The sequence below is a fragment of the Phycisphaeraceae bacterium genome (genome assembly GCA_019636655.1).
GTDB lineage: Bacteria > Planctomycetota > Phycisphaerae > Phycisphaerales > UBA1924 > JAHBXB01.
In genome coordinates this window covers 111,937-134,287 of record JAHBXB010000001.1, presented here as the reverse complement: position 1 = coordinate 134,287, position 22,351 = coordinate 111,937, and the positions used below count along the sequence as shown (strand labels likewise).

19 protein-coding genes are annotated in these 22,351 nt (G+C 67.0%); 1 reads left to right on the top strand and 18 read right to left on the bottom strand.

Translation table 11 applies throughout. From position 1 onward, the window contains the following. Positions 1-7: 7 nt before the first annotated feature. From KF745_00610 to KF745_00580, 7 genes are all read right to left on the bottom strand, one after another. Complete coding sequence (locus KF745_00610) at positions 8-2,029, bottom strand: class I SAM-dependent methyltransferase (protein ID MBX3356906.1); 2,022 nt, start codon at positions 2,027-2,029, stop codon at positions 8-10. 218 nt (positions 2,030-2,247) lie between these two features. Further along, positions 2,248-3,675 carry a TSUP family transporter gene (locus KF745_00605; GenBank protein ID MBX3356905.1) on the bottom strand — a complete coding sequence of 476 codons (1,428 nt, stop codon included), beginning with the start codon at positions 3,673-3,675 and terminating at the stop codon, positions 2,248-2,250. Positions 3,676-3,749: 74 nt separating this feature from the next. After that, positions 3,750-5,189 (bottom strand): MBL fold metallo-hydrolase, encoded by a 1,440-nt coding sequence (locus KF745_00600; GenBank protein ID MBX3356904.1) that lies wholly within the window; start codon positions 5,187-5,189, stop codon positions 3,750-3,752. A gap of 113 nt (positions 5,190-5,302) precedes the next feature. Continuing rightward, on the bottom strand, positions 5,303-6,397 hold the full coding sequence (locus KF745_00595; protein ID MBX3356903.1) for a redoxin family protein: 1,095 nt from the start codon (positions 6,395-6,397) through the stop codon (positions 5,303-5,305). A 171-nt stretch (positions 6,398-6,568) separates the two neighbouring features. Then, positions 6,569-9,484 carry a response regulator gene (locus KF745_00590; protein ID MBX3356902.1) on the bottom strand — a complete coding sequence of 972 codons (2,916 nt, stop codon included), beginning with the start codon at positions 9,482-9,484 and terminating at the stop codon, positions 6,569-6,571. Between the two features lie 33 nt (positions 9,485-9,517). Continuing rightward, positions 9,518-9,901, bottom strand: a complete 384-nt coding sequence (locus tag KF745_00585) for a response regulator (protein MBX3356901.1) — start codon at positions 9,899-9,901, stop codon at positions 9,518-9,520. An 81-nt stretch (positions 9,902-9,982) separates the two neighbouring features. Next, positions 9,983-11,269 carry a SpoIIE family protein phosphatase gene (locus KF745_00580; protein ID MBX3356900.1) on the bottom strand — a complete coding sequence of 429 codons (1,287 nt, stop codon included), beginning with the start codon at positions 11,267-11,269 and terminating at the stop codon, positions 9,983-9,985. Between the two features lie 94 nt (positions 11,270-11,363). On the opposite strand from KF745_00580, the gene KF745_00575 reads away from it, so the two are divergent. Continuing rightward, positions 11,364-13,544 (top strand): S9 family peptidase, encoded by a 2,181-nt coding sequence (locus KF745_00575; protein ID MBX3356899.1) that lies wholly within the window; start codon positions 11,364-11,366, stop codon positions 13,542-13,544. Positions 13,545-13,550: 6 nt separating this feature from the next. Here KF745_00575 and KF745_00570 read toward each other — a convergent pair whose 3' ends face one another. The 11 genes from KF745_00570 to KF745_00520 form a co-directional block, all read right to left on the bottom strand. Next, complete coding sequence (locus tag KF745_00570; protein ID MBX3356898.1) at positions 13,551-14,084, bottom strand: hypothetical protein; 534 nt, start codon at positions 14,082-14,084, stop codon at positions 13,551-13,553. After that, positions 14,081-14,746 (bottom strand): hypothetical protein, encoded by a 666-nt coding sequence (locus tag KF745_00565; protein ID MBX3356897.1) that lies wholly within the window; start codon positions 14,744-14,746, stop codon positions 14,081-14,083. The genes KF745_00570 and KF745_00565 overlap by 4 nt, the downstream gene beginning before the upstream one ends. 7 nt (positions 14,747-14,753) lie before the next feature. Then, a complete protein-coding gene (locus KF745_00560; protein MBX3356896.1) occupies positions 14,754-16,454 on the bottom strand; it encodes a hypothetical protein in 1,701 nt (566 codons plus the stop codon). 220 nt (positions 16,455-16,674) lie between these two features. Next, positions 16,675-17,871 (bottom strand): right-handed parallel beta-helix repeat-containing protein, encoded by a 1,197-nt coding sequence (locus tag KF745_00555; GenBank protein ID MBX3356895.1) that lies wholly within the window; start codon positions 17,869-17,871, stop codon positions 16,675-16,677. 62 nt (positions 17,872-17,933) lie between these two features. After that, entirely contained in the window at positions 17,934-19,214 is a 1,281-nt protein-coding gene (locus KF745_00550) for a right-handed parallel beta-helix repeat-containing protein (GenBank protein ID MBX3356894.1), read from the bottom strand. Positions 19,215-19,233: 19 nt separating this feature from the next. Next, complete coding sequence (locus tag KF745_00545) at positions 19,234-19,644, bottom strand: hypothetical protein (GenBank protein ID MBX3356893.1); 411 nt, start codon at positions 19,642-19,644, stop codon at positions 19,234-19,236. Beyond that, complete coding sequence (locus tag KF745_00540; protein MBX3356892.1) at positions 19,641-20,216, bottom strand: prepilin-type N-terminal cleavage/methylation domain-containing protein; 576 nt, start codon at positions 20,214-20,216, stop codon at positions 19,641-19,643. The genes KF745_00545 and KF745_00540 overlap by 4 nt, the downstream gene beginning before the upstream one ends. An 8-nt stretch (positions 20,217-20,224) precedes the next feature. Next, positions 20,225-20,674, bottom strand: coding sequence for a prepilin-type N-terminal cleavage/methylation domain-containing protein (locus KF745_00535; protein ID MBX3356891.1), 450 nt, complete (start codon positions 20,672-20,674; stop codon positions 20,225-20,227). A 7-nt stretch (positions 20,675-20,681) separates the two neighbouring features. Beyond that, positions 20,682-21,212 carry a GspH/FimT family pseudopilin gene (locus tag KF745_00530; protein MBX3356890.1) on the bottom strand — a complete coding sequence of 177 codons (531 nt, stop codon included), beginning with the start codon at positions 21,210-21,212 and terminating at the stop codon, positions 20,682-20,684. Next, positions 21,206-21,646 carry a prepilin-type N-terminal cleavage/methylation domain-containing protein gene (locus tag KF745_00525; GenBank protein ID MBX3356889.1) on the bottom strand — a complete coding sequence of 147 codons (441 nt, stop codon included), beginning with the start codon at positions 21,644-21,646 and terminating at the stop codon, positions 21,206-21,208. The genes KF745_00530 and KF745_00525 overlap by 7 nt, the downstream gene beginning before the upstream one ends. Before the next feature lie 145 nt (positions 21,647-21,791). Continuing rightward, the gene (locus tag KF745_00520; GenBank protein ID MBX3356888.1) at positions 21,792-22,274 is read right to left on the bottom strand and encodes a prepilin-type N-terminal cleavage/methylation domain-containing protein; all 483 of its coding nucleotides are present in this window, start codon (positions 22,272-22,274) and stop codon (positions 21,792-21,794) included. Positions 22,275-22,351: the final 77 nt, after the last annotated feature.

The following is a 22,351-nucleotide window of genomic DNA, read 5'->3' as shown; positions in this document are numbered from 1 at the left end:
TCTATTGCTATTGCTTGTCAAAGCGGAACATGTGCATGTCGCCGGTGAACCGCAGCTTGCCATCGTACGCGTCCTGCACATTGCCAATGGGATGCAAGTCCCTTGGCCGCATCCCATCAGCAAACAACTCTGAAGGGCTGACCAACGAAAGCACGCTGTGACAATGGGCATACGTAGACCGTACCGTATCCACAAAGGATCCATGCGCCGCATCTGAGGCATGGCTCATTACCCAGTCATACGCCTCAGGAAGATTCAGCTTGGGGAGGTCCTCCGCAGCATTGCAGAGATCAAACGCGATGTCGACAAAGAGATCGTGATGATTATGACTAGCGGCCTTTGCCAAGCGCCTCGTTGCTCGCTGTGGCATCCGATCGACCATCTGAGAATGCCCATTCATACGCTCAGGCGAGTGGCACACCATCTGGAGCAGAGCACTCCCACCGGGCCTGAGCACTTGACTGATACGATCGAGCAGCATCTTCATGCCATCTCGTGGCAGCATATTGAGCACATCCACTCCAAGAACAAGATCAAACTGCGCCTTTCTAAGCAAATCCAATCCCAACCAGTTAATTGGCAGTAGCACCTGCGCGGCGCATCGCTCTCGTGCGCGATCATCGAGATGAGGCGATCGACGAATAAAAGCATTCATTCCATCGTACATCGCCTGCGACAGATCAACCAGCTCAACTCTGACGCGATCCAGAGTCTTTGTGGTTGCCACGAGTTCCCGAACTTCCGGCGTGCAGCCGAGAATACAGATCCGCTCAATCCTTCCGTTCGTCTTCATCTTCGACGCAATCTGGTCCGACATCCATGCCATGGTCTTGGTGCTCGGCCTTACTATTGTTCCTTCCAGCTTTCTCCAATACTCAGCGATGCCGTCAGGAGATCTCGGTGCATTACGTAGGTATTGAAGGCTATTCGTACGAATATACGTCTCATTTAGTCGCTCGAGATAAGCCTTTGATGCGGCCACACCGCGCAGTTCATGGAGCCCCTCGGGCAGGTCGCCACTTGATGGCGCAGCCCGCAGCTTCCGGTATGCAGCGTAGAGCTCGTCGAGCGCACCGCCGGGCAACTGAACCGTAACTCCGAGAGCAGTGCCGTGACGATCCACATCCCACTCGATACCCATCAATGGAGCGTCCTTGCGCAGCAGAATGAACAAGTCTCGCGGCGAGCTTCCAGAAACAGTCAGCGGAGACCGAACATGGCATTCGCATCCATTGCTGCGAAGAAGACGTATGACTTCACGAAGCTTTATGTTGTCTCGATACCCATCTTTCTCCATGACTCCAAAAATGCGCTCCATTTGAAGCGACTGATTTCGATTGTATTCCGGATCAGGCCTAAGCAGCGACAAGTTGAGTTCGAGATAATCCAGTCCCGTCTTGGTGCACCAGAAGTCGTCCATCTTCGTGAAGCACGTCGCCACAACACGGTCGGCATGGGCCGCTGTTGTTCGGATTAGATCTAGAATCCGAGGTGCCGAAACTCCTTCCACCTGCAAGCGGATATGCTTACTAGCAATGCCAGCGTTGACTTCTGAAATCGCTGCGTCGTAGCAGCGAGCATACTGCTGTCGAGTTTCGGCTGGAGTCCGCTGTGCTATCAGTTCAAGTGTTTCCCGAATACTGGTCGCGATGTGCATGACCCGCCGTCTCGTATCGGCATCCTCGACGTCAGGCAGCTTTACCCGGTTGGGGGCGTCAAACTCATCCTGGAGCCGTCCAGTAGCACTAAGGAGCATGCCTACCCGCCTTGCGACATCGACGAGTACTATGGCTGATTCAAGCAGCAACGATGCGACGATGCCTGCCTGAAGCCCCCTCCACCACTCTTCACGCGGAGCCGACCAGAGATTGGTCAACCATTCCGTCATTGAGTGGGCGTGCATGGCTCTTTCAACACCGAAGTGGATAAGCCCCGCACCGATTGCAATAGCAATCATACGGAACACGTGTTTTGCGTACGGCGTGCCTGACGCCTTTTCGCCACGATCGTCAACCTTGGTACTCGTCATGGGGCTGGAGTGTACCAAAACTGATGCTTGACCGTCCGATCGCGTCTTCACTTCTTGAGACCCATACCCCTGCGGTCGTATGGGTGATATCGCAACACAAATCCTTGTTGCGCCATATGTTGACACCACCGCGGCGGATGCTCTGCAGAGTTGTAGACTGCAACCACCGTGATCAGAATCCGGGCGATGCGCTACGTATCGGCATGAGAATCGTGCGATCAGCTCTGCGGAGCGGCGCGGTTCCACGGCATCTTGGCGATGAGCATGGCCATGCCGCAGGTGCCTGTGGCGCCGGCAACGACCAGACCGGCGCCCATGAAGGCCGCGAGGGCGAGGAACCAAGGGGAAACGAAGGCGCCGAGGGCAACCCAGAGCAGCACGAAAGACCCGATGGTGATCTGGGTCTGGCGCTGCAGATCGAGGCGCGGTGCGGATGCGTCCTTCTCGATGGGGAGTCCGGCGGCTTTCCAGGCTTCGAGACCGCCGGTGAGGCAGGTGACGGATTCGCGACCGGCGGCGAGGAGTTTTTCCGCCGCGGTGGCGGATCGCTTGCCGGAGCGGCAGTGGAGGACGATGGTCTTGTCGCCGGCGGCGGGGACGCGGGTGGGATCGAAGGAGGAGAGGGGGAGCGAGATGGAGCCGGCGATGTGCTCGGTGCGGTGCTCGACGGGCTCGCGGACGTCGATGATGACGGCGCGGCCGGCGCGGAGGAGGGAATCGAGATCTCGCGGTTCGATCTGATGCACGTGCTGCTGGGTTGAGGTCGCGGGGGAGGCGAGGGTGGTCATGGGGTGTCCCTCCTGTTGGGCCCCGACGCTGCGGGCGGGGCTGCGGGTGAAGTGTGCGGCCGCGGACGCTTCGGGGGGCTCGGGCGGGCGGAATGAGCGGACGACGCCCGGGCCCTCCTTGATAAGGATAAACACGGCGAGGAGGAGAAGGAAGCCCGAAAAGATCTGGCGGAGGCGTCGCTGGTCGAGTCGGGCGCCGAGGGAGGCGCCGACGAGGCTGCCGCCGATGCCGATGGCGGCGAAGAGGGCGATGGTGGGGCAGTCGACGTGGAGGCCGCGGGCGTCGAGGGCGCGGAGGTTGGAGACGAGGCCCGCCGCGGAGTTGAGGGTGATGATGGCGAGGCTGGTGCCGATGGCGATGTGCATCTCGACGCCGCCGAGGAGGACGAGTGCTGGGACGATGAGGAAGCCGCCGCCGACGCCGACGAGCCCGGTGACGGCGCCGACGAGGAGGCCCTGGGTGGCGACGGCGAGGTAGCGGATCTGGCCGGGAGAGCGGGGTGTTGGGGGCGAGCGGCGGGCCATCATCGCGGCGGCGGCGAGCATGATGACGGCGAGGAGGGCGAGCTTGGCCGGGCCGGGGACGAGGCCGCCGAGCCAGCCGCCGAGCGCAGCGCCGGCCATGCCGGGGATGCCGAAGACGGCGGCGCGGCGGAGGTCCACCCGGCCGGCGCGGGCGAGGAGGGCGGCGGAAATGAGGCTGATGAGGCCGACGATCGCGAGGGACTCAGCGGTGGCGGTGTGGCGTTCGTGGCCGGCGAGGTAGACGAGTATGGGGACGGTGAGGATGCCGCCGCCGGAGCCGAGGAGGCCGAGGGCGAGGCCGATGATGAGGGCGCCGAGGAGGGCGTAGATCACGTGGAGGCTCGTGGTGGTCGACTGAGCAAGAGCGGGCGGGACGCCGGCCCCACCACGTTGCGATCAAGGGGTCGCTACTTCTCGACGGGTCCGCCGGACTTGGCCCAGGCGCCAAAGCCGCCGGCGAGGTTGGTGACGTTGAAGCCGTGGCGCTGCAGGAGGGAGCAGGCGCGAGCGGAGCGCATGCCGCCCTGGCAGCTGACAAGGATGGGGCGGTTCTTGGGGAGGCGGTCGAGGGATTCGGGGAGACGGACGTGGACGGCGTTGGTGGCGCCGGGGAGGTGGCCGGCGGTGAACTCGACGCTCTTGCGGACATCGAGGAGGAAGGGGGGCGAGGCGGAGTTGAGCAGAGACTTGGCCGCGGCGACGTCGATCTCGGGGGTGGAGACGGCGCGGGAGGGGTTGGATGTGGTGAAGGTATTGAGGGTGTCGGGGGTGGCGTAGGCGGTGATGCGGTCGAGGCCGACGTTGATGAGGTCGCGGACGGCCTCGGCGACCTGGTGGGGCTCGGCGATGAGGATGATGGCGGAGCGGGGATCGATGTAAGAGCCGGCGATGGTGGGGAAGGACTTGTCGAGGGGGGCGCTGAGGGCGCCCTTGAGGTGGGCGGCGCGGAAGGCGGGCCATGGGCGGGTATCGAGGATGACCGAGTCGGGGGTGAGATCGGCGAGGTCGGCGGGGGTGAGGGCGCGGGGTTTGGGGAGGGCGCCGAGGAGTGCGGGGCCGGACTTGTTCTCGCGCTTCATGCGGGCGAAGTAGAGCGGGGGTTCGGGCTGGCCGTCGAGGATGGAGTCGACGAAGCGGGCTTCGTCCTGGGCGATGCGGAGGAGGGGGTTGAAGCGCTTCTCGTAGCCGACAGTGGACTGGGGGACGGCGCCGAGGGCCTTGCCGCAGGCGCTGCCGGCGCCGTGGGCGGGCCAGACCTGGAGGAAGTCGGGGAGATCGAGGAAGGCGCGGGCGGATTCGCGGAGTTGGCGCGCGGAGGACTCCTTGACGCCGGCGTGGCCGGCCGCGGTCTCGAGGAGGTCGGGGCGGCCGAGGTCGCCGACGAAGACGAAGTCGCCGGAGACGATGCCCATGGGCTCGGCGGCGCCCGAGCCGCGGTCGGTGACGAGGAAGGCGATGTGCTCGGGGGTGTGGCCGGGGGTGTGGAGGGTGGTGAAGTCGATGTTGCCGACGGAGAAGGTGTCGTGGTGCTTGAGGAGCTGGTGAGGATAGTCGCCGCCGGAGGACTTGTGGTGGACCCAGAGGTACTTCCAGTCGGCGCCGCCCTCATCGGAGAGGTAGACCTTGGCACCGGTGCGCTCGGCGAGTTCGCGGGCGCCGGAGAGGTAGTCGGCGTGGATGTGGGTCTCGGCGACGGCGGTGATCCGGAGGCCCTCGGCGCGGGCGGCGGCGATGTAGCGGTCGGCGTCGCGCTCGGGGTCGATGACGATGGCCTCGCCGGTGCGCTGGCAGCCGATGAGGTAGGCGGCCTGGGCGAGTTTGTCGTCGTAGAGCATGCGGAAGAGCATGGGCGCTCCTTGGTGGGATCCGGGATGGTATGGAAGAAAAAACCGGCGTCCCAGGGGGGACGCCGGTCGGGGGAACAGGGGAGATGAAGGACGGGGGGGAGCCAGTTCTTTGGTCAGTTCTTGGAACCGGCGGCCTTGTACTCGGCGAGGGACTCTTCGAGCTGCTCGCGCATGTCGCCGTCGGCGAGGCGGACGGCCTTCTCCTGGAGTTCGATCGCCTTCACCTTGTCGCCCTTGAGGAAGTAGACGCGGGCGAGGGTGTCGATGAAGGCGGGCTCCTTGCTGCCGGAGATCTCGTCGCAGCGCTTGGCGGCGGCCATGGCGAGGTCGAGGTCCTTGTTGGAGACATCGGCCTCGGGGTCAACGATGGACCAGGAGATGATGTTCAGGGCCATCGCGTTGTCCTTGGCGGAGCCGTCGACGGCCTTGCGGGCGAAGGCGTAGGCGCTGGTGGGGTCGTCCGCGCCCTTGAGGACCGTGGCGAAGACGCTGGCGGCGATGTCGCCGCCATTCTCGGGGTCGAGTGCGATGAGTTCCTCGGTCTTGGCCAGAGCGGTGTCCCACTCGCCGGCCTGGATGGACGAGCCGATGGCCTTCATAAGGGGCGTCCGCTTGGCCTCGCGCTCGGCGGCGGCCTTGATGTCGTAGGTGCCGGCGATGATCTGCTCGAGGGGCTTGTCGAGGCGGGATGGGTGGCCGATGTAGGCGATGACACCGGCGGAGTTGACGACGAAGGCGGTGGGAATGCCGTTCTGCTTGGCGGCCTTCATGTAGGCGTCGTAGGTTTCACGGTCGGTGTCCCAAGCGACGGTGTAGCCCATGCCGTCGCCCTTCTCCTTGACCATCTCGGTGACATCGTCGAGGGAGTTGTTGGGATCGGCGCTGGTGACGCCGATGATGGTGAGGCCCTTGTCCTTGTAATGGGACTGGAGTTCGGTGAGGTGGGGCATGCTGGCGATGCAGGGGCCGCACCAGGTGGCCCAGAACTCGATGACGTAGGTGCGTCCGTTCTCGAAGCCGGTGACGGGCTCGCCCTTGACCCACTTCTCGATCGAGAGGGCCGGGGCCTTGTCGCCGGGGCTCAGTTTCTTGCTGGCGGGTTTTTCGGCCTTAGCGGGCGCGGGCTGCTCCTTGGACGGGCTGTCCTGGGCGACGACGGCGCCGGCGGCGCAGAAGATGAGGCCGGCGGCGAGCAGACGGGTCAGCATTGGGAAGGCTCCTTGGGTTGGACTGGTGGGTGCCCGGGGAATCGGGGGTCGGGCCGATTGTCCGTGCGGGCGTGTTGGTGAGTCAAATAAGAACCGTACACGGCCGTGGATTATTCCGGCGGGCGAAGTCGGGGTTGCATACGCGGGGACCGGGGCGGTCGTCGGGTCGATTCAGGCCTTGGGGGGGGCGGGCGGTGGGGTGGCGCAGGTGGAGACGAGATCGCGGACCGCCGCGAGGAGGTCGTCGAGCGGGTAGTCGCCCTTTTCCAGAACATTCATCACCTGCTCCTGGAGGCGGGCCCGTTCCTGGGCTGTCAGGGGCTTGGCGGTGACCACGACGACAGGGATGGACCGCCAGCGCGGATGGGTGCGGAGGGCCTCGAGAACCTGGAAGCCGTCCATCTCGGGCATCATGAGATCGAGGACGATGAGGCCGGGGAGGGCGCCCTCTTCGCAATTCTGGAGTTGCTCGATGGCGCGGCGGCCGTTCTCGGCTTCGACGACGCGGCGGCCGATGCGCTCGATGCTGCGACGGACCAGTTCGCGGAGGGAGGCGTCGTCCTCGACGACGAGGATGTCGCCCGAGTGGGTGCGGTTGAGTCGCTCGAGGATGTCGGCGAGACGGTCGAAGTCGACGGGCTTGACGAGGTACTCCGAGGCGCCCAAGGAGAAGCCGAGTCGCTTCTGGTCGATGATGGTGACCATGACGACTGGGATGGGGGCGAGGTCGGGGTCGGACTTGAGGGCGGAGAGGACGGACCAGCCGTCGCGGCCGGACATCATGACGTCGAGGGTGATGACGTCGGGACGGAGGCGGCGGGCGGCCTCGAGTCCCGCATCGCCGGAAAGGGCGGTTTCGACGCGGAGGCCCTCCTTGGCGAGGGTCCGGCGCATCAGGTCGTGGACGATCGGATCGTCGTCGATCACGAGGACGCAGCGGCTGGGGCCGGCGGGGGCGGCGTCGGGCGTGTCCGTGGCGGGTTCGTCCGGCGCGGGCGGCGGCTCGAGCTTGGGATCGGCGACCGTAGCGGGGATGCGGATGGTGAAGGCCGAGCCCTTGGATGGCTCGCTGCGGACGGAGATGTCGCCGCCCATCATGCGGCAGAAGCGGCGGGTGATGGCCAGGCCCAGGCCGGTGCCTCCGTACTTGCGGGTGGTGGAGGCGTCGGCCTGGGAGAAGGCCTCGAAGAGGCGGGAGAGCTGCTCATCGGACATGCCGATGCCGGTGTCGGAGACGGTGAAGGAGATGATGTCGCCGGAGGAGCCGGGCTCGCGGCGGACGTCGACGGTGATGACTCCGCCCTCGGTGAACTTGGAAGCGTTGGAGAGGAGGTTGAAAAGGGCCTGGCGGAGCTTGGTGAGGTCGGCGCGCATCTGGCCGGCGTCGGGGGCGATGCGGACTTCGAGGCGGTTGCCTTTCTGTTCGACAAGGGGATGCACGGTGGTGACGACGTCGGTGATGATGTCGGGGACGGCGAACTCCTCGAGGAAGAGATCCATCTTGCCGGCCTCGATCTTCGAGAGGTCGAGTACGTCGTTGATGAGGCTGAGCAGGTGGCGTCCGGCGGACTGGATCTTCTTGAGATCGCCGACGAAGGCGGTGCCGGCGGCGCCGAGGTCGGTGACTTCCTCCTGGAGCATCTCGCTGTAGCCGATGATGGCGTTGAGGGGGGTGCGGAGCTCGTGGGACATGTTGGCGAGGAACTGGCTCTTGGCGCGGTTGGCCTGCTCGGCGGCCTCCTTGTCGCGGGTCGCCTCTTCGGCGCGTCGCTTTTCGGTGACATCGCGGAAGACGACGACGATACCGGCGACGGCGGGGACGTCGAGGAGGCTGCTGCCGGCGGCCTCGATGTCGCGCCAGGAGCCGTCGGCGTGGCGGCAGCGGAGGCGGACAATGGGGCTGACGCCGAGCTTGATGACTCGCTCGTGCGACTCGCGGGCGGCCGGGCGGTCGTCGGGGTGGACCAGGTCGAAGGCGGATGTGCCGATGAGTTCGTCGGGAGAGCGGCCGAGCATGGAGGTGATCGCGGGGCTGACGTAGCGGATCTCGCCGTCGGGGGCGACGATCAGCACGGCGTCGGAGGACTGCTCGATCACGGATCGGAAATAGACCTCTCGCTGCTCGGAGGCGGCGCGGGCCCGGCGGAGGTCATCCTCGCGGGCGCCGACCTGTTGGGCCATGGAGTCGAAGCCGGCGACGAGGGTGCCCAGTTCGTCGCCGCGGCGGGCGGAGCGGGCGAGGATGGGATCCTGGGTGGAGATGCGGGTGCTGGGCGGGAGGTCGCCCTTGCCGACCCGGGCGACGGCTCCGGCCAGGTGCCGCAAAGGGCGGACGACCCGGCGGCCCAGGACGAACATGATCATGGTGATCATGAGGCCGAACGTGCTGATGAAGATCAGCATGACGTTGCGGGCGGTGCGAACGCCGGCTTCAACGACCTGCTTCGCGGGGACGTAGACGATGCGGGCGCCGATGACATCGCCGAGGTTCCAGCCCATGCCGCGGTCCGGGCCGTAGGTGCGGATCTGGCTGGCGGGGGCCATGTCCGGGGTGGTGTGGCACTCCAGGCAGGACCGTTCCTTGATGACGATGGGCTGAGCGATGTAGAAGACGTCCTCACCGGTGTCCGGATCGATGTGGAATCCGCTGGTGGGCGCGAGGGGGACGGCGGGGTCGGCCTCGTGCTCGGCGACCTGCTTCCGGAACTCCTGGACGATCTCTCGCTCGAAGGGGTTGGCCTCGTTGCGCTCGTTGGTGGCGTTGATCGTCGCTTCCTTGAAGAGGAAGGCGCTGTACTCGGGCTTACCGTTGCGGAAGTTCTCGAAAACCTCTCGCGCGGAGTAGCCCGGGACCGTCTCCTTGATGAACTCGGGCTCTGCTGCGAGGAGGGGCTTGAGGTGGAGGTTGACGTTGTTGGTGGTGTAGTCGCGGACGCCGATCATGGTCTGGAGGAGGATCTCGGCCTTGGAGACGACCTGGCGCTGGGCGTTGGCCTGCATCGCCTCCGAGATCCGGTTCCAGCCGACGACGCCGCCGGCGACAAACGCGACGAGGAGAAGCAGGAGCATGAGGGCTCGGATCGGCATGGAGGGCCTCGTGTTCTTCGGTGCGGGACAGGATCAGGACGAGGGTTGGGACGGGCGGCCAAGGAGGGCCTCGATCTTGGCGACGAGGCGTTCGAGGTCGACGGGCTTGGTGTCGTAGTCGTTGCATCCCGCTTCCATGGCCCGGGTGCGGTCGGTCTCGAGGGCGTGGGCGGTGAGTGCGATGACCGGGATGGCCGCGGTGGCGGGGTTGGCCTTGAGTCGCCGCGTGGCCTCCCAGCCGTCGAGGACGGGGAGGCTGAGGTCCATGAGAATCAGATCGGGGCGGGCGGAGGAGGCGGTGTCGACACCCTGCTGGCCATCGGCGGCCATGATGACCTCGTAGCCGCGGCGGGTCAGCCGGCGCGAGAGCATGTCGCGGTTGGCTTCGTTGTCCTCGACGATCAGGAGTCTGGGCACGGGTGACGGCTCCTGGGCGGCCGCGGGCGCGGTGGCTCCACGATGCGGAGTCTATTCGATGGCCGTCATGGGCATGGGCGATCAGGCGGAGCCGGTGAAGGCGACCCCGAGGGCCGAGACATCGTCCCGAAACGGCCGATCGGAGGCGCCGGAGGCGGCGCGGACCATGTCGTCAAGGGCATGCTTGAGGGGGGAGTTGCGGGAGGCATCAAGGGTGCTGAGGACGCCGGGCGTGCCGAAAGCCCGACCAGCGAGGTTGGCCGCCTCGGAGATGCCATCGGAATAAAGGATCAATCGGTCGCCCGGCGCGAGGCGGACGGATCGCTCCTGGAAGACGGTGTCGGGGAACCAGCCGACGGCGTGGTCGGAGCCGTCGATGGTTCGGCCGGGTCCGTCTCGGGGGATCAGGATCGGGGGGGGGTGGCCGGCGCAGACGAAGCGGAGCGAGCCGTCGGTGACATTGAGAACGCCGTAAAAGAGCGTGAAGTACTGCAGGGTCGAATCGTCCATCGGAAAGCGGCGGTTGAGTTCGGAGACGACCGCGGCGGGGGGCACGGGCTCGAAGCCGCCGTCGTGCCGCCGGCGGATGGTGAGGGACTCGACGCCGGGGACGGTCGCGAGGATGCGGCTGAGGGTGACCGAGAGGAGGGCGGCGGGGACGCCGTGGCCGGAGACATCGAGGAGGTAAAGGCCGACGTGGGAATCATCAAGGTCGAGGACGCCGAGGATGTCGCCACCGAGTTCCTCGCAGGGGCGGTAGGTCCAGGCGAACGATGCGGTCGGGAGCACGGGGAGCGAGGCGGGGAGGAGGGCCTGCTGGACGCGGGCGGCCATCTGGAGTTCGCCGCGCATGCGCTGGTTGGCACGATCCAGGTCGGCGTTGCGGGCCTGGAGGCTGCGTTCCAGGGCGAGGATGCGGTCGACGCTGCGCTTGAGGTCGAGCTGGGTTCGAACGCGGGCGTGGGCGACGGCGAAGTCGATGGGCTTGGTGACGTAGTCGCTGGCGCCCAGGTCGAAGGCGCGGACGATGTCGTCTCGCTGGTCCTTAGCGGTGGCCATGATGACCGGGAGGGCGGTGGCGGGGTGGTGTTCGCGGAGGCGGCGGAGCACCTCGAAGCCGTCGATGCCGGCCATCATGACGTCGAGGAGAACAAGATCGAACCCCTGAATGGGATCGGGCTGCCCATCGAGGCCGGGTGGGGGGCTGGATGGCAGGAGCAGGGCGAGGGCGGACTGGCCGTCCGGGGCGGTCTCGACGCTGTAACCGGCCTTGATGAGACGGCGCGAGAGCATGTCGCGGTTCATCTCGTTGTCGTCGACAACGAGGATGCGGGCCGAGCCGGGGGTTTGGGCGGGGGCCTGGGTCACGCGGGACAGCGTACCAGATGGACCAAGCGCGGCGGGCGTGGGCCTGGTGGGGCTCTAGGATTGAATCCACTCTTCACCCGAAGGAGGTTCCGCCGTGATGACGATCAGCCGGATGTTTGGCGTGTGCGCCGCGGGCGCGGTTTCGATGGTTGCCCTGGGCGCGCCGCCGGAGACGGCAAAGAAGCCGGTGACGAACGAGTACCACGGCGTAAAGGTGGTGGACGAGTACCAGTGGCTGGAGAACTGGGAGGATCCGGCGGTGCGGGCGTGGAGCGATGCGCAGAACGAGTATGCGCGGAGCGTGCTGGATCACCTGCCGAACATCGAGGCAATCCGGGCGCGGATCACGGACCTGTCGTCGTCGGACACGGTGCGGCACACGGAGCTGCACGCGGCGGGCGGGAAGCTGTTTGTGCTCAAGCACCAGCCGCCGAAGCAGCAGCCGTTCATCGTGGTGATGGAGTCGGCGGACCGGCCGGAGACCGAGCGGGTGGTGGTCGATCCGAATGTCATCGACACGAAGGGGCTGACGGCGATCGACTGGTACCGGCCGTCGGCGGACGGGAAGCTGCTGGCGGTGTCGATGTCGCAGGGGGGCTCGGAGGCGGGTGATGTGCACGTGTTCGACGTGGCGACGGGCAAGCCGGTGGGCTCGGTGGTGCCGCGCGTGAACGGCGGCACGGCGGGCGGGGACCTGGCGTGGGCGGCGGACGGCTCGGGATTCTGGTACACGCGGTACCCGCGCGGGAATGAGCGGGCGGCGGAGGACATGGACTTCTACACCCAGGTCTACTTCCACCCGCTGGGCGGGAAGACGGAAGAGGACCGGTACGAGATCGGCAAGGACTTCCCGAGGATCGCGGAGATCAACCTGGAGACGTCCAAGGACGGGAAGAACGTGCTGGCGACGGTGCAGGACGGGGACGGGGGGGAGTTCTCGCACTTCGTGCGGTTCCCCGATGGGTCGTGGAAGCAGTTGACGGGGTTCAAGGACAAGGTGGTTCACGGGTCGCTGGGAGGAAACGGGGATGTGTACTTCGTCTCCCGCAACGGGGCCCCGAAGGGCAAGATCATCACGATGCCGCTGACCGGGTCGCTGAAGGACGCGGTGGAGATCGTGCCCGAGGCGCCGGATGCGAACATCGAGACGTTGTTCTCGGACAAGATCGGGATCGTGGTGACGAAGAACCGGCTGTACCTGATCGACCAGGTGGGCGGGCCGAACCGGGTGCGGGTGTTCAACCGGCTGGGGATGCCCGAGTTGTCGCCGACGGTGCTGCCGGTGTCGTCGGTGGACCACGTGGTCGCGACGGACGGGGACGAGGTGCTGATCCACAACGAGTCCATGCTGGAGCCCGCGGCGTGGTACCGGTTCAACCCGAAGAACGGCGACCTGAGGAAGACGGCGCTGGCGTCGACCTCGCCGGTGAGTTTCGCGGACTGCGAGGTCGTGCGGGAGACGGCGGTCTCGAAGGACGGGACGAAGGTGCCGATGACCATCCTGATGCGAAAGGGGACGAAGCTGGACGGGAACAACCCCACGATCCTGTGGGGGTACGGCGGGTACGGCGTGAGCATCTCGCCGAACTTCCGGGCGGTGCGGAAGGTGTGGCTGGAGCAAGGCGGGGTCTTCGCGGTGGCGCACCTGCGGGGCGGCGGCGAGTATGGGGACCAGTGGCACCGCGAGGGGAACCTGACGAAGAAGCAGAACGTGTTCGACGACTTCGCGGCGTGCTGCCGGCGGCTGGAGGAGGCGGGGTACACCTCGCCGAAGAAGCTGGCGATCATGGGCGGGAGCAACGGCGGACTGCTAATGGGCGCGCTGATGACGCAGCACCCGGAGTTGTTCGGCGTGTGCGTGTCGCACGTCGGGATCTACGACATGCTGCGGGTGGAGCTCTCGCCGAACGGGGCGTTCAACGTGACGGAGTTCGGGACCGTGAAGGACCCCGAGCAGTTCCGCGCACTGGCGGCGTATTCGCCGTACCAGCACGTCACGGCCGGGAAGGACCTCCCGCCGATCCTGATGCTGACCGGGGCGAACGACCCGCGGGTGGACCCGATGCACTCGCGGAAGTTCACGGCGGCGCTGCAGGCGGCGTCGTCGAACCCGGTGCTGCTGCGGACGAGCGCGACGTCGGGGCACGGGATCGGCTCGTCGCTGAGCGAGCGCATCGAGCAGGACGTGGATGTGTACGGGTTCCTGTTCGACCAGCTCGGGGTGAACTACACCGTGCCCGGCGGAGCGACACCGGGGGCGAAACCCGGGCGCTGACCCAGGCTATCGCTTGACGGCGTTGATCTCGGCCGAGCGACCGTCGGGATGGCGGAGCGTGACCGACCATGCGTCGTGGTCGATCTTGTCGACCTTCCAGCCTGAGGCGACCTCGTCGCCCTTGCGGTAGGTCTTGCCGCTGAGGATGGCGACGGACTCGCCGCGGCTGTTCATGATGAGCGAGAGGGTGAGGGGCGGGAGGCCCGGGGCCGCGGGCGGCGGGGGCGTCGGCGCCTCGGCGACGACCTCGACGGGCTCGTCGTCGACGACGACCTTGCGCAGCGGGGCCTCCATCGGGGATCGGGAGGGCCGCTCGGGCTGCTTGGCGAGCCACTCGATCGCGCGGGTCTGCTCGGGGCTCAGCGCGGCGGGGCCGCGAGCCGGCGCCGCGGGAGCGGGGGCGGCGGTCGTCGTCGCGTTGGCGGCGGAGGGCGCCTGGGGGGTGCTCATCAGGAACCTCGCCGACTGGAACAAAATGACAGGGCCGACGAGGGCGCCGAGGACCAGGAGGCGGCGGCCCGTAGTGGAGTGGATCTTCATGGGTTGCCCTCCGCGCCCGCGGCCACGGTGGGCTGAGCGATCTCAAAGGTGAAGTGCTCGGTCTCGATCATGGCCCTGAGCAGGGGCGGGTTGGAGTTCTGGACCGGGTCGAGGCGGACGGAGCGGATGCGGAGGAGGCCGCCGCCGTCCTGGAGTTCGCGGAGGAACGCGGTGAGATTGCCGTAGGCTCCCTCGGCGGTCATGAGGAAGATCGTCGACTCGCCGCGGACGTCGATGGTCGCGGGGGCGGGAGCGGAGGCCCAGACGCCCGGAGCCATCGGGGGTGGGAGCGGCGCGTTCTTGTTGGCGGAGCCGGTGGGCTTGGAGGAGTTCGCGGGCTGGACCTGGTCAACCTTGATCGAGTGCCGCTCGGCGGCGGACATGAGGCTGGTGTAGAGGGCGGCCTTGTCACGGACGGCCTCGCCCTGCTTCGCGATCTGGGCGAGTTGGCGCTGGGAGTTGGCGAGCACCTCGGCGGCGCGGTCGGCTGGGATGATGGGACCGGCGGCGCCCGGGCCGGTGAAGGCGACGAGGCGGGTCGCCTCGTCGTTGGCCGCGACGATCTTCTTGTGCAGCGGGTCCACCAGGATGGTGGCAGCAGCCACGCACGCGGCGACGCCGAGGAACAGTTCGATGCCGATCTGACGGGAGGGGTCGTTCATTGGCGGTTCACCGCTCGCCGGCGGAGATCTGGCCGGCGTCCTTGTCGCTTATCACGGTGTTGGACGGCAGGCCCAGGAGCAGGACGGAGAGTTCGAACTGCTGGACCGGTCGGCCGTCGCGCTGGCTCCGCTGGGTGGTGCCCAGGGAGACGTTGGCGACGAGTGGAACGGCTGCCAGGCTGGACATGTACGCCTGCAGGGCCGAAGCAGCCTCGGCGCCCGAAGCGCCATCGAGGTAGCCGGTGAGGGTGCAGGCGCGGCGGCCGGAGAAGCCGACCTCAACGCTGGAGAAGCGGATGTTCTCGGGGGTGGTGTCTGCGAGAAGAGTCAGGAAGGCGCTCCAGTCGACCTTGTCGCCCATCTGCGTGGAGATAGCCTCCCTGAGGGCGAGGACTTTCTCGCGGGCGGCTTCCGCCGCGACCTGCTCCGGCGTGGTGGCGGAATCGCGGGCGACCTGGTTCTTGAGCTGGGTGACTCGCTCGTTGGCGTGGCTCAGGGCCATCCAGGAGGTGCCGATGTCGGCGGCAACCACCGCGGCGGCGGCGGCTAGGCCGACCCAGACGGTGCGCCGCGTGGTGCGGAACGTCGAGGCCTGTTCCATTGAGAACGGGCGGAGGATGGGCAGAACCGACTCGCCGGCGCGGACCGCCGCGGCGAGGCCGTGGGCATCGCGGTCGCTGGAGGTCTGTTCGGCGCCGAGCGAGAGGCCGGTCTGGCGCGCGAGAGTCTGCGGGAGATTGGGGAGAAGCGACCCGGGTCCGGCGAGCGAGAGGCTGAGGGCCTCGCGCTCCGCATCCTCGAGACCGAAACGAAGGGACTGCTTGACCTCGACGCTCAGCCGCTGCAGGACGGGCTGCATCAGCGGGAGCAGGCCGGCGCCATGAATGCCCCGGGCCTCGTCGACGACCTGCTCCGCGGCCGGGATGCCGGCGCGGGCGAGCAGTTCACGGGCCTGGTCGCGGGTAAGGGTGACGGCGTCGCGCGGCGGCTGGCTGTCGCTGGATCGGGCGCGGATCGGGCGGATCAGGGCCTCGACGAAGAGGTCGGTGCCCAGCGAGGGGTTGCGGACGAGGCGGAGGCGGCCGGCGTTGGCCACGGCGAGCACCGAGACCTGCGTGCCGAGCCAGAACACGGCGTGGACGCCGCCTTTGGCCGAGGCCTCCAGGGCAAGGCGGACGGCATCGGCGGTCGCGGCGGCCGCGGCGGGGATGAAGCAGATCGGAGCAAGGCCGGCGCGGCCGCAAAGGTCGGCGATGGCCTGGACCGAGGCATCGGTGTCGGCGGCGCCGAGATTGTGAACCTGGACTCCGGCGGCGCCGTCGGCGCCGGGCTTGTCGGTGCCGAGGTGCCGGACACCGGAGGGCTGGCCCTCCAGCGGGAACGGGCAGACGCCGGCAAGACCGAGCATCGCGGAGGTCGCCGCGGAAGCCTTGCCGGCGGAGGCGGGGCAGGAGAAGACGCCGACGGCAGAGGTGGGCGCGACGTACACGACGGTGGGCGCTGCGCCCACGAGACCAGACTGCTGGACGAGGTTAGCAAGAGGGTCGGAGAGGCCGCGGAGAACGCCGGGCCAGTTGTCGCCCCACTCGGACTGGTCAAGGAAGAACGTGTGAATGGCGGGCTTGCCGCTGGAGAACACCGACACCTCGAGACGCGAGGGCGAGATCTCGACAATCGCGGACTTCGCACGAGTGTTGGTGGTCTTCATGGCATGCCTTCGGGGAGCGGTACCAGTCGAGCGAGAGAAGTGCGTACCTGGCGCTATCGGCCTGATCGGAGGGGGCCTTTCGTTGGTTGCGCTAGAGGAAGCAGATGCCAAGGCATTCCGTGAGATCCCCAGCCCCGGACCGGGGGCGCAGCCGGAGAACGGATCACCCTTGATTGAGGGATTGAACGAAACTGAAACCGATTGCAGGACCGGCCTTCGCTCAGTTGGGCTCGATCTCGTTCCACTGCAGGATTCGGAGCGACGGCACGGTGCCGAACTCGTAGCAGCCGCGATCCCAGCCACCGCCGAGGGGACGCGGCTTGCGGTCGAGGTCGGTGGCGGTGAGCGAAGACGCATCGAAACCCGAATCGACGGCGGGGGAGTCGGTCAGAGGGCGATAGTCACCCAGGCCGGCGAACTTGGGATCGGCGATGAGGTCGGACGATCCGGCGGAGACGCCGGAATAGGTCGTCGGGCAGTTGTAGTAGAGGTTGTGGCTGTGGGTGGTGGTGCCGCCGGTGCGCTGGAAGCCGGTGGTTGAGCCGGCGACGACGACGTTATGCATGACAAACACGCCACCCTCTTGCTTCACGGCGGGCCCGGAGACGGCGGCGATGGTGGTGTTCACCATCTTGACGTCAACCGACGAGTGGGAGCCGACCCGAACGCCCATGGCCGCGCAGGAGACCGCGAGGATGTTGGAGAGCCTGGCGACACCACGGTCGATGTTCACCGCGCGGCCGCTGATCGAACTGAGGATGCAGCGATTGACGTTCAGAGAGGAGTTGGGCCAGAGCAGCGACATGCCGCCGGACAGCGAGGAGAACGACGTGTCGCGCACGACGACCGTGGCGTTCTGATTCACAACCAGGCCTGAGCCGCTGCAGTTCGTGATGGTGCACCCGTCGACCGTGATCGTGCCGATGATGCTGCCCGAGTTGGTGACGGAGACGGCATCGCCCGTGCAGTTGCGAACGGTGCACCGCAGAAGCGTCGTGCCGTCGCTGTTCTGGATGCTCACCCCTTCAGTCCCGGATCGGAACTCGATGTCCAGGTAGGTGAGATAATCCTGGTTCTTGATGGTGAGGACGCTTTTTCCAGCAGCGGTGGCGATGACCGCGCCGGCGTCGCCGGTGCGCGAGCCGTCGAGGTCGGCGGCGAAAATGATGGGTGCTACAGCGGTTCCCGACTTGCTTGCGGAGAGAGCCGCCGCGTAGGTGCCGGCGCCGATGTAAACCGTGTCGCCGGCACCCGCCACGGCCATCGCCTTGGTGATAGTGCGGAAGGCCGTCGCCGGCGCGGTGCCGGCGCTGGCGTCGTTGCCGGTGACTCGGACGAAGTAGGTCGTGGCCTGGGCGGCCTGGGCGGCGAGCGCGAGGACGACGACGCCGATGAGGGAGACGCGGGAGCGGATCATGCGAGGTTCTCCGGTGACCGGGGACATGCGCTGGGGGCGAAGCTGAAAGCGATGCAAGAGGTTTATGGCTCGATCTCCGTCCAACTGACCAGTTTGGGGGTCGGGGTGCCGCCGGCGCCGAACTCGTAGCAGCCGATGTCCCACCCGCCACCCTGGGGGCGCACCGAGCCGCCGAGGTCGGCCGTGGTCACCGGGCTGGCGCTGGTTCCCGTGTTGATCGCGGGCGAGGAGGCGGAGAGATGAAAGTCGATGCCGGTCCAGACGAACTTGGGGTCGGCCGTGGTTTCCCCGACGGCGGAGGAAGTGCCCGAGTAAGCGCCGGCGGCGATGTTGTGCAGGATGTTGTGAGAGTGGATGAGCGAGCCGCCGGTGACGTACAGCCCGCGGCCGGAGCAGGTCGAGACGATGCAGTTCTTGATGGTGGCGGCGCCGTTGCGCATATAGAAGGCGTTGCCCGAGATGCCGTACGCGGTGAGGTGCCAGAAGGAGGCGTTGATGCCGCTCTTGTTCTCCAGGCGGACAGCATCACCGGACATGGTGTGGATCAGGCAGTTGGCGGCAGAGAATGTGCAGTTACCGGCGAGCCAGATGCCGTTGATCGAGGTGAAGATCTGCGTGGAACGGACGGTGGCGCTCACCGCACCGGAGATGTTGATGGCGTCCTTGTTGTTGTAGAGGGAGCAGCCGGCGACGGAGACGGTGCAGGAGGTGTTGAGGTCGATGGCGTTGTTGCCGCAGTCACGGATGACCGAGTCGGTGATGGTGATGACCGAGGTGGATCCCGATGCGATGACGCCGTGGTTCTTGGTGTTGTAGATGGTGCAATTGGTGATCGTGAGGGTGGCGTCGTCGATGTCGATGCCGTCCTTGGGGCTGTCGCGGATGATGCAGGAATCAAGGAGCCCCCCCACTGCCTTCTTCCAGATGACGGCGTCCTTTCCGGTCGAACCGACGAACTGGAAGCCGGTGAACTCGGTGTAGTCGGCGTTGTCGAGCGAGAGCGCGTTCTTGCCGTTGGGGGCCTGCACGATGACGGCCCCCGAATCGCCGGTGTAGGTGCCGTTCACATCGGCGATGTAGCGGATCCGCGAGCCGACGGTGCCGTCCTTGTCGGGCGAGACCTGCTCGGAGTAGGTGCCGGCGCCGACGTAGACGATGTCGCCGGCGGAGGCAACGGTGGCGGCCTTGTCGACGGTCCGCCAGGCCGCGTTCTTCGACGTCCCGCTGTTGCTGTCCGAACCGGTCTTGCGGACAAAGTAGGTCGTGGCGTCGGCGGCAGAAGCGGCCGCGAGCATCGCCGCGGCGGCGAGGATCCATGGCAGACTGGCGCGGACGCTGGTCATTGCTGGTCCTCCGGCGGGCCTACTGGAGCACCGCCTGGGCTTTGCGCCGGGCGATGCCGGAGCGGCCCTGGCTGGTGAGGGTGATCTGGGGACCGGAGATCGACTTGGTGACGACCAAGCGGGCCGCGGCGAGCGCGGGGTCGTTCGCGGCGTTGCCGTCGTCGCTGATGGTGCCGATGACGCCGTCGCCGTCCTCGTCGACGTTGTTCATCATCTCGCGGATGGCCATGTTCATGCCGCCCTCGGCGGCGTAGAAGGCCCGCAGGGTATCGAGCCGCTGGATGGTGATGTCCTGCTCGCGCACACCGGTAGTAACGACACCGATGACAGTGAGCTGAACGATGATGAGCACGATGACCATGGCCAGACCAATCGAGCCCCGGTGGCGGGCTCGGCGGCGGGCGGCTGGGATGGGCCTCAGGGTTCTCATCCGATGGCCGCTCCCTTCATGGTGCTTCGCAGATAGACCTTCATCCGGATCGTCTCGCTGAGACCATGCTCGGTGACGGTGATCTGCATCTGGATCCGGCGGATGCCCTGCGTGGCCGCGCCGCTGAGCGTGGCGCCTAGGGCGTTGTTGGACTCGTCGTAGCACTGGATGGAGAACGCGGAGACATTGTGGACCAGCGGGGTTGCGGTCTGGCCGTTCTCGCTGAGGAGCAACTGGCCGCCGGAGAGCGAAAGGCTCCAGTTGGAGTTGAAGGTCATTGCCGACGGGGCGACCGATGAAATCGCGGGGGCGACGACCGAGGCGGAGGTGTCGCGGTTGATGCTCCACAGCGACCTGGTGAGGCGATCGGCGGCGGCGGAGACGTTCTGGTGGATCTGGCCGCGGACAGCCGCGTCGCGGTAGCCCTTGATGGACTCGAAGATCATGGTGGAGGCGACCGAGCCGAGGAGCGCGACGATCACGATGGCCACGATGGCCTCGACCAGCGTGTAGCCGGCGCGGCGGCGGGCGGCGCGTGGGTGCGTGCGGCGATTGCGGGCGGGGCGGTTCATCGGGTGGCTCAGTTGTAATCCGTGAGGACGGTGCTGACCGGCAGGGTCCGCGACGTCCCGGTGGAGTCGGTCCAGGTGACGGAGACGGTGACTTTCATGTAGCCCGTGCCGGCGGTGGCGAGGTCCGGACCGGTTTCGACGAGAGCGACGGAGCGCGAGAAGCCCGGGTAGCCGCTGATGGTGGCCTCGGCGGGGTAGTTGCCGGCGGTCAGGTAGGCGTAGCCGCGGGTGGTGCTGTGGCGGTCGGCGATGATGTCCTCGAGTTTCTCGGTCGCAAGCCAGCGGGCCTTGGAGGCGTAGAGGGGCGAGATGCGGTTGCGGTGCTCCTGGCGAACGGCCCAGAGCATGGGCGGGAGCGCGATGCCGAGAATGACCATCGAGGCGATCGCCTCGATCAGCGTGAACCCGCGGCGGGCGGGTGAGCGGCGGGATGTGCGTGCGGGGGCGCGGGGGACCATGGTGGCCTCAGGGCATGGTGCACAGCCCGGTTCGGGCCTGCACGGTGACGGTCTTGGAGCCGGTGAGGGTGACGACGCCGTTCGCGGCGAGGAACGCGGAGGTGGTGTTGAGCGGCCGGCCGCACCAGTCGAACCCGACCTCGACCTGGCTGTCGAACGCGGCGCTGACGATCTGGACCCCGGAGAACTCGCCGGTGTTGAGCAGTTGCTGGTAGGTGCGGTTCGGGGCCGACGGGTCGGGGATGATGGCGGCGCCGGCCCGGCCGGGGGCGGCCGGGTTCTCGGCGAGCACGGAGTACGAGTTGCCGCTGACGGAGAAGACGACCCAGACGCGGGTGCCCGTGGCGATCGCCCGCTCGCGGGCGTAGGTAAGGTCTCGGAGCAGGAGCCTCGCGGCGGCGATCTGGCGGGTCCCTGCGATCGAGGAGAACGACGGGATCGCCACGGCCGCGACCACCGAGACAACGACCATCACCGCGATCATCTCGACGAGGGTGAAGGCGCGGCGGCGGGATGCGGCATGAGTGGCGGCTACCACGTGTTTTCTCCGACGGTGTCGCTGTTGGCCCAGAAGCGGCCGGAGGCGGGGTCATAGTTCCAGCCGTGGGACCCGCTGACCGGAGGCGGCGTTGCGGGACTCGCGGGGTAGGTGGCGGCGGCGATCTCGCTGGAGGCCATGTAGGGATTGGCGGGGAGCGGCTCGTTCATGACGCCGCCGAGGGTCTGGAACGTGACCAGGGCGGGGGGCGTCGCGGCGCCGTTCAAACCCGACTGGGCGATGTAGTTGGTGATGGCGGAGCGCGCAGCGCCGAGGGTAGCACGGCAGGAGGAGGCCTTGGCCGAGGCGGAGTAGTCAAGGTACTTGGGGATCGCGACGCCCGAGAGGATCGCGAGGACGACGATCACCACGATCAGCTCGATCAGTGTGAATGCCCTGCGGGCGCTCGTCGGGATGCGGGAGCAGGTCGTCATGAGGTCTCGCTGGTCTCGATCGTTTCGCTTGCCCCAGCCCCACTTGCCACGTGGAGCAGAGACGGCTATCAGGAAAGAAAGAACCCGCCGGCGCGTTACCACCGGCGGGTCGATTGCATCGGATCGGCGACCCGCCTGCGAGTGATTACCAGGCGTTCTCGCCGACGGTGTTGCTGTTGGCCCAGAAGCGGCCGTTGGTCGCGTCGTAGCGCCAGCCGCCGGTCGCGGTGGTCTCGACCGGGGGGAGCGTCGGGGGCGCCGGGAAGGTGCCCGCGATGACGTACGCATTGGTCGGGATGCTGGTGCCGCTGACCAGGGTCGTGGTCGAGATATAGGGGTTGGCCGGGATGGCTTCCTGCATCACGCCGGTCGAACCAAAGGTGTTCATCTCGCCCACGGTGGGGTACGCGGCCGTGCCGTTGGCGGCGCGGTTCGCATAGAAGTTGGCGATCGCGGAGCGAACGCCGCCGAGCGTGCCCTTGCAGGAGGACGCCTTGGCGTTGGCCGTGTAGTCAATGTACTTGGGGATGGCGATGCCGCTGAGGATCGCCAGAACGACGATCACAACGATGAGCTCGATCAGCGTAAACGCCCGGTTCTTGTTCCCCCGATTCAGCACGAGATCCATCTTGGCTCCTTTCCGGCCCCGGCGGGGCTCGAGTCTTCCGACAACGGGAATGCGTGGTTGCAACGGACGATTGCGAT

What these genes read in the sequence shown, in the direction of transcription:
- KF745_00565 (MBX3356897.1), bottom strand. Translation starts at nt 14,746, where the DNA reads ATGAACGACCCCTCCCGTCAGATCGGCATCGAACTGTTCCTCGGCGTC.
- KF745_00545 (MBX3356893.1), bottom strand. Translation starts at nt 19,644, where the DNA reads ATGAGAACCCTGAGGCCCATCCCAGCCGCCCGCCGCCGAGCCCGCCAC.
- KF745_00535 (MBX3356891.1), bottom strand. Translation starts at nt 20,674, where the DNA reads ATGGTCCCCCGCGCCCCCGCACGCACATCCCGCCGCTCACCCGCCCGC.
- KF745_00550 (MBX3356894.1), bottom strand. Translation starts at nt 19,214, where the DNA reads ATGACCAGCGTCCGCGCCAGTCTGCCATGGATCCTCGCCGCCGCGGCG.
- KF745_00555 (MBX3356895.1), bottom strand. Translation starts at nt 17,871, where the DNA reads ATGATCCGCTCCCGCGTCTCCCTCATCGGCGTCGTCGTCCTCGCGCTC.
- KF745_00520 (MBX3356888.1), bottom strand. Translation starts at nt 22,274, where the DNA reads ATGGATCTCGTGCTGAATCGGGGGAACAAGAACCGGGCGTTTACGCTG.
- KF745_00610 (MBX3356906.1), bottom strand. Translation starts at nt 2,029, where the DNA reads ATGACGAGTACCAAGGTTGACGATCGTGGCGAAAAGGCGTCAGGCACG.
- KF745_00595 (MBX3356903.1), bottom strand. Translation starts at nt 6,397, where the DNA reads ATGCTGACCCGTCTGCTCGCCGCCGGCCTCATCTTCTGCGCCGCCGGC.
- KF745_00570 (MBX3356898.1), bottom strand. Translation starts at nt 14,084, where the DNA reads ATGAAGATCCACTCCACTACGGGCCGCCGCCTCCTGGTCCTCGGCGCC.
- KF745_00560 (MBX3356896.1), bottom strand. Translation starts at nt 16,454, where the DNA reads ATGAAGACCACCAACACTCGTGCGAAGTCCGCGATTGTCGAGATCTCG.
- KF745_00540 (MBX3356892.1), bottom strand. Translation starts at nt 20,216, where the DNA reads ATGAACCGCCCCGCCCGCAATCGCCGCACGCACCCACGCGCCGCCCGC.
- KF745_00600 (MBX3356904.1), bottom strand. Translation starts at nt 5,189, where the DNA reads ATGCTCTTCCGCATGCTCTACGACGACAAACTCGCCCAGGCCGCCTAC.
- KF745_00590 (MBX3356902.1), bottom strand. Translation starts at nt 9,484, where the DNA reads ATGCCGATCCGAGCCCTCATGCTCCTGCTTCTCCTCGTCGCGTTTGTC.
- KF745_00525 (MBX3356889.1), bottom strand. Translation starts at nt 21,646, where the DNA reads ATGACGACCTGCTCCCGCATCCCGACGAGCGCCCGCAGGGCATTCACA.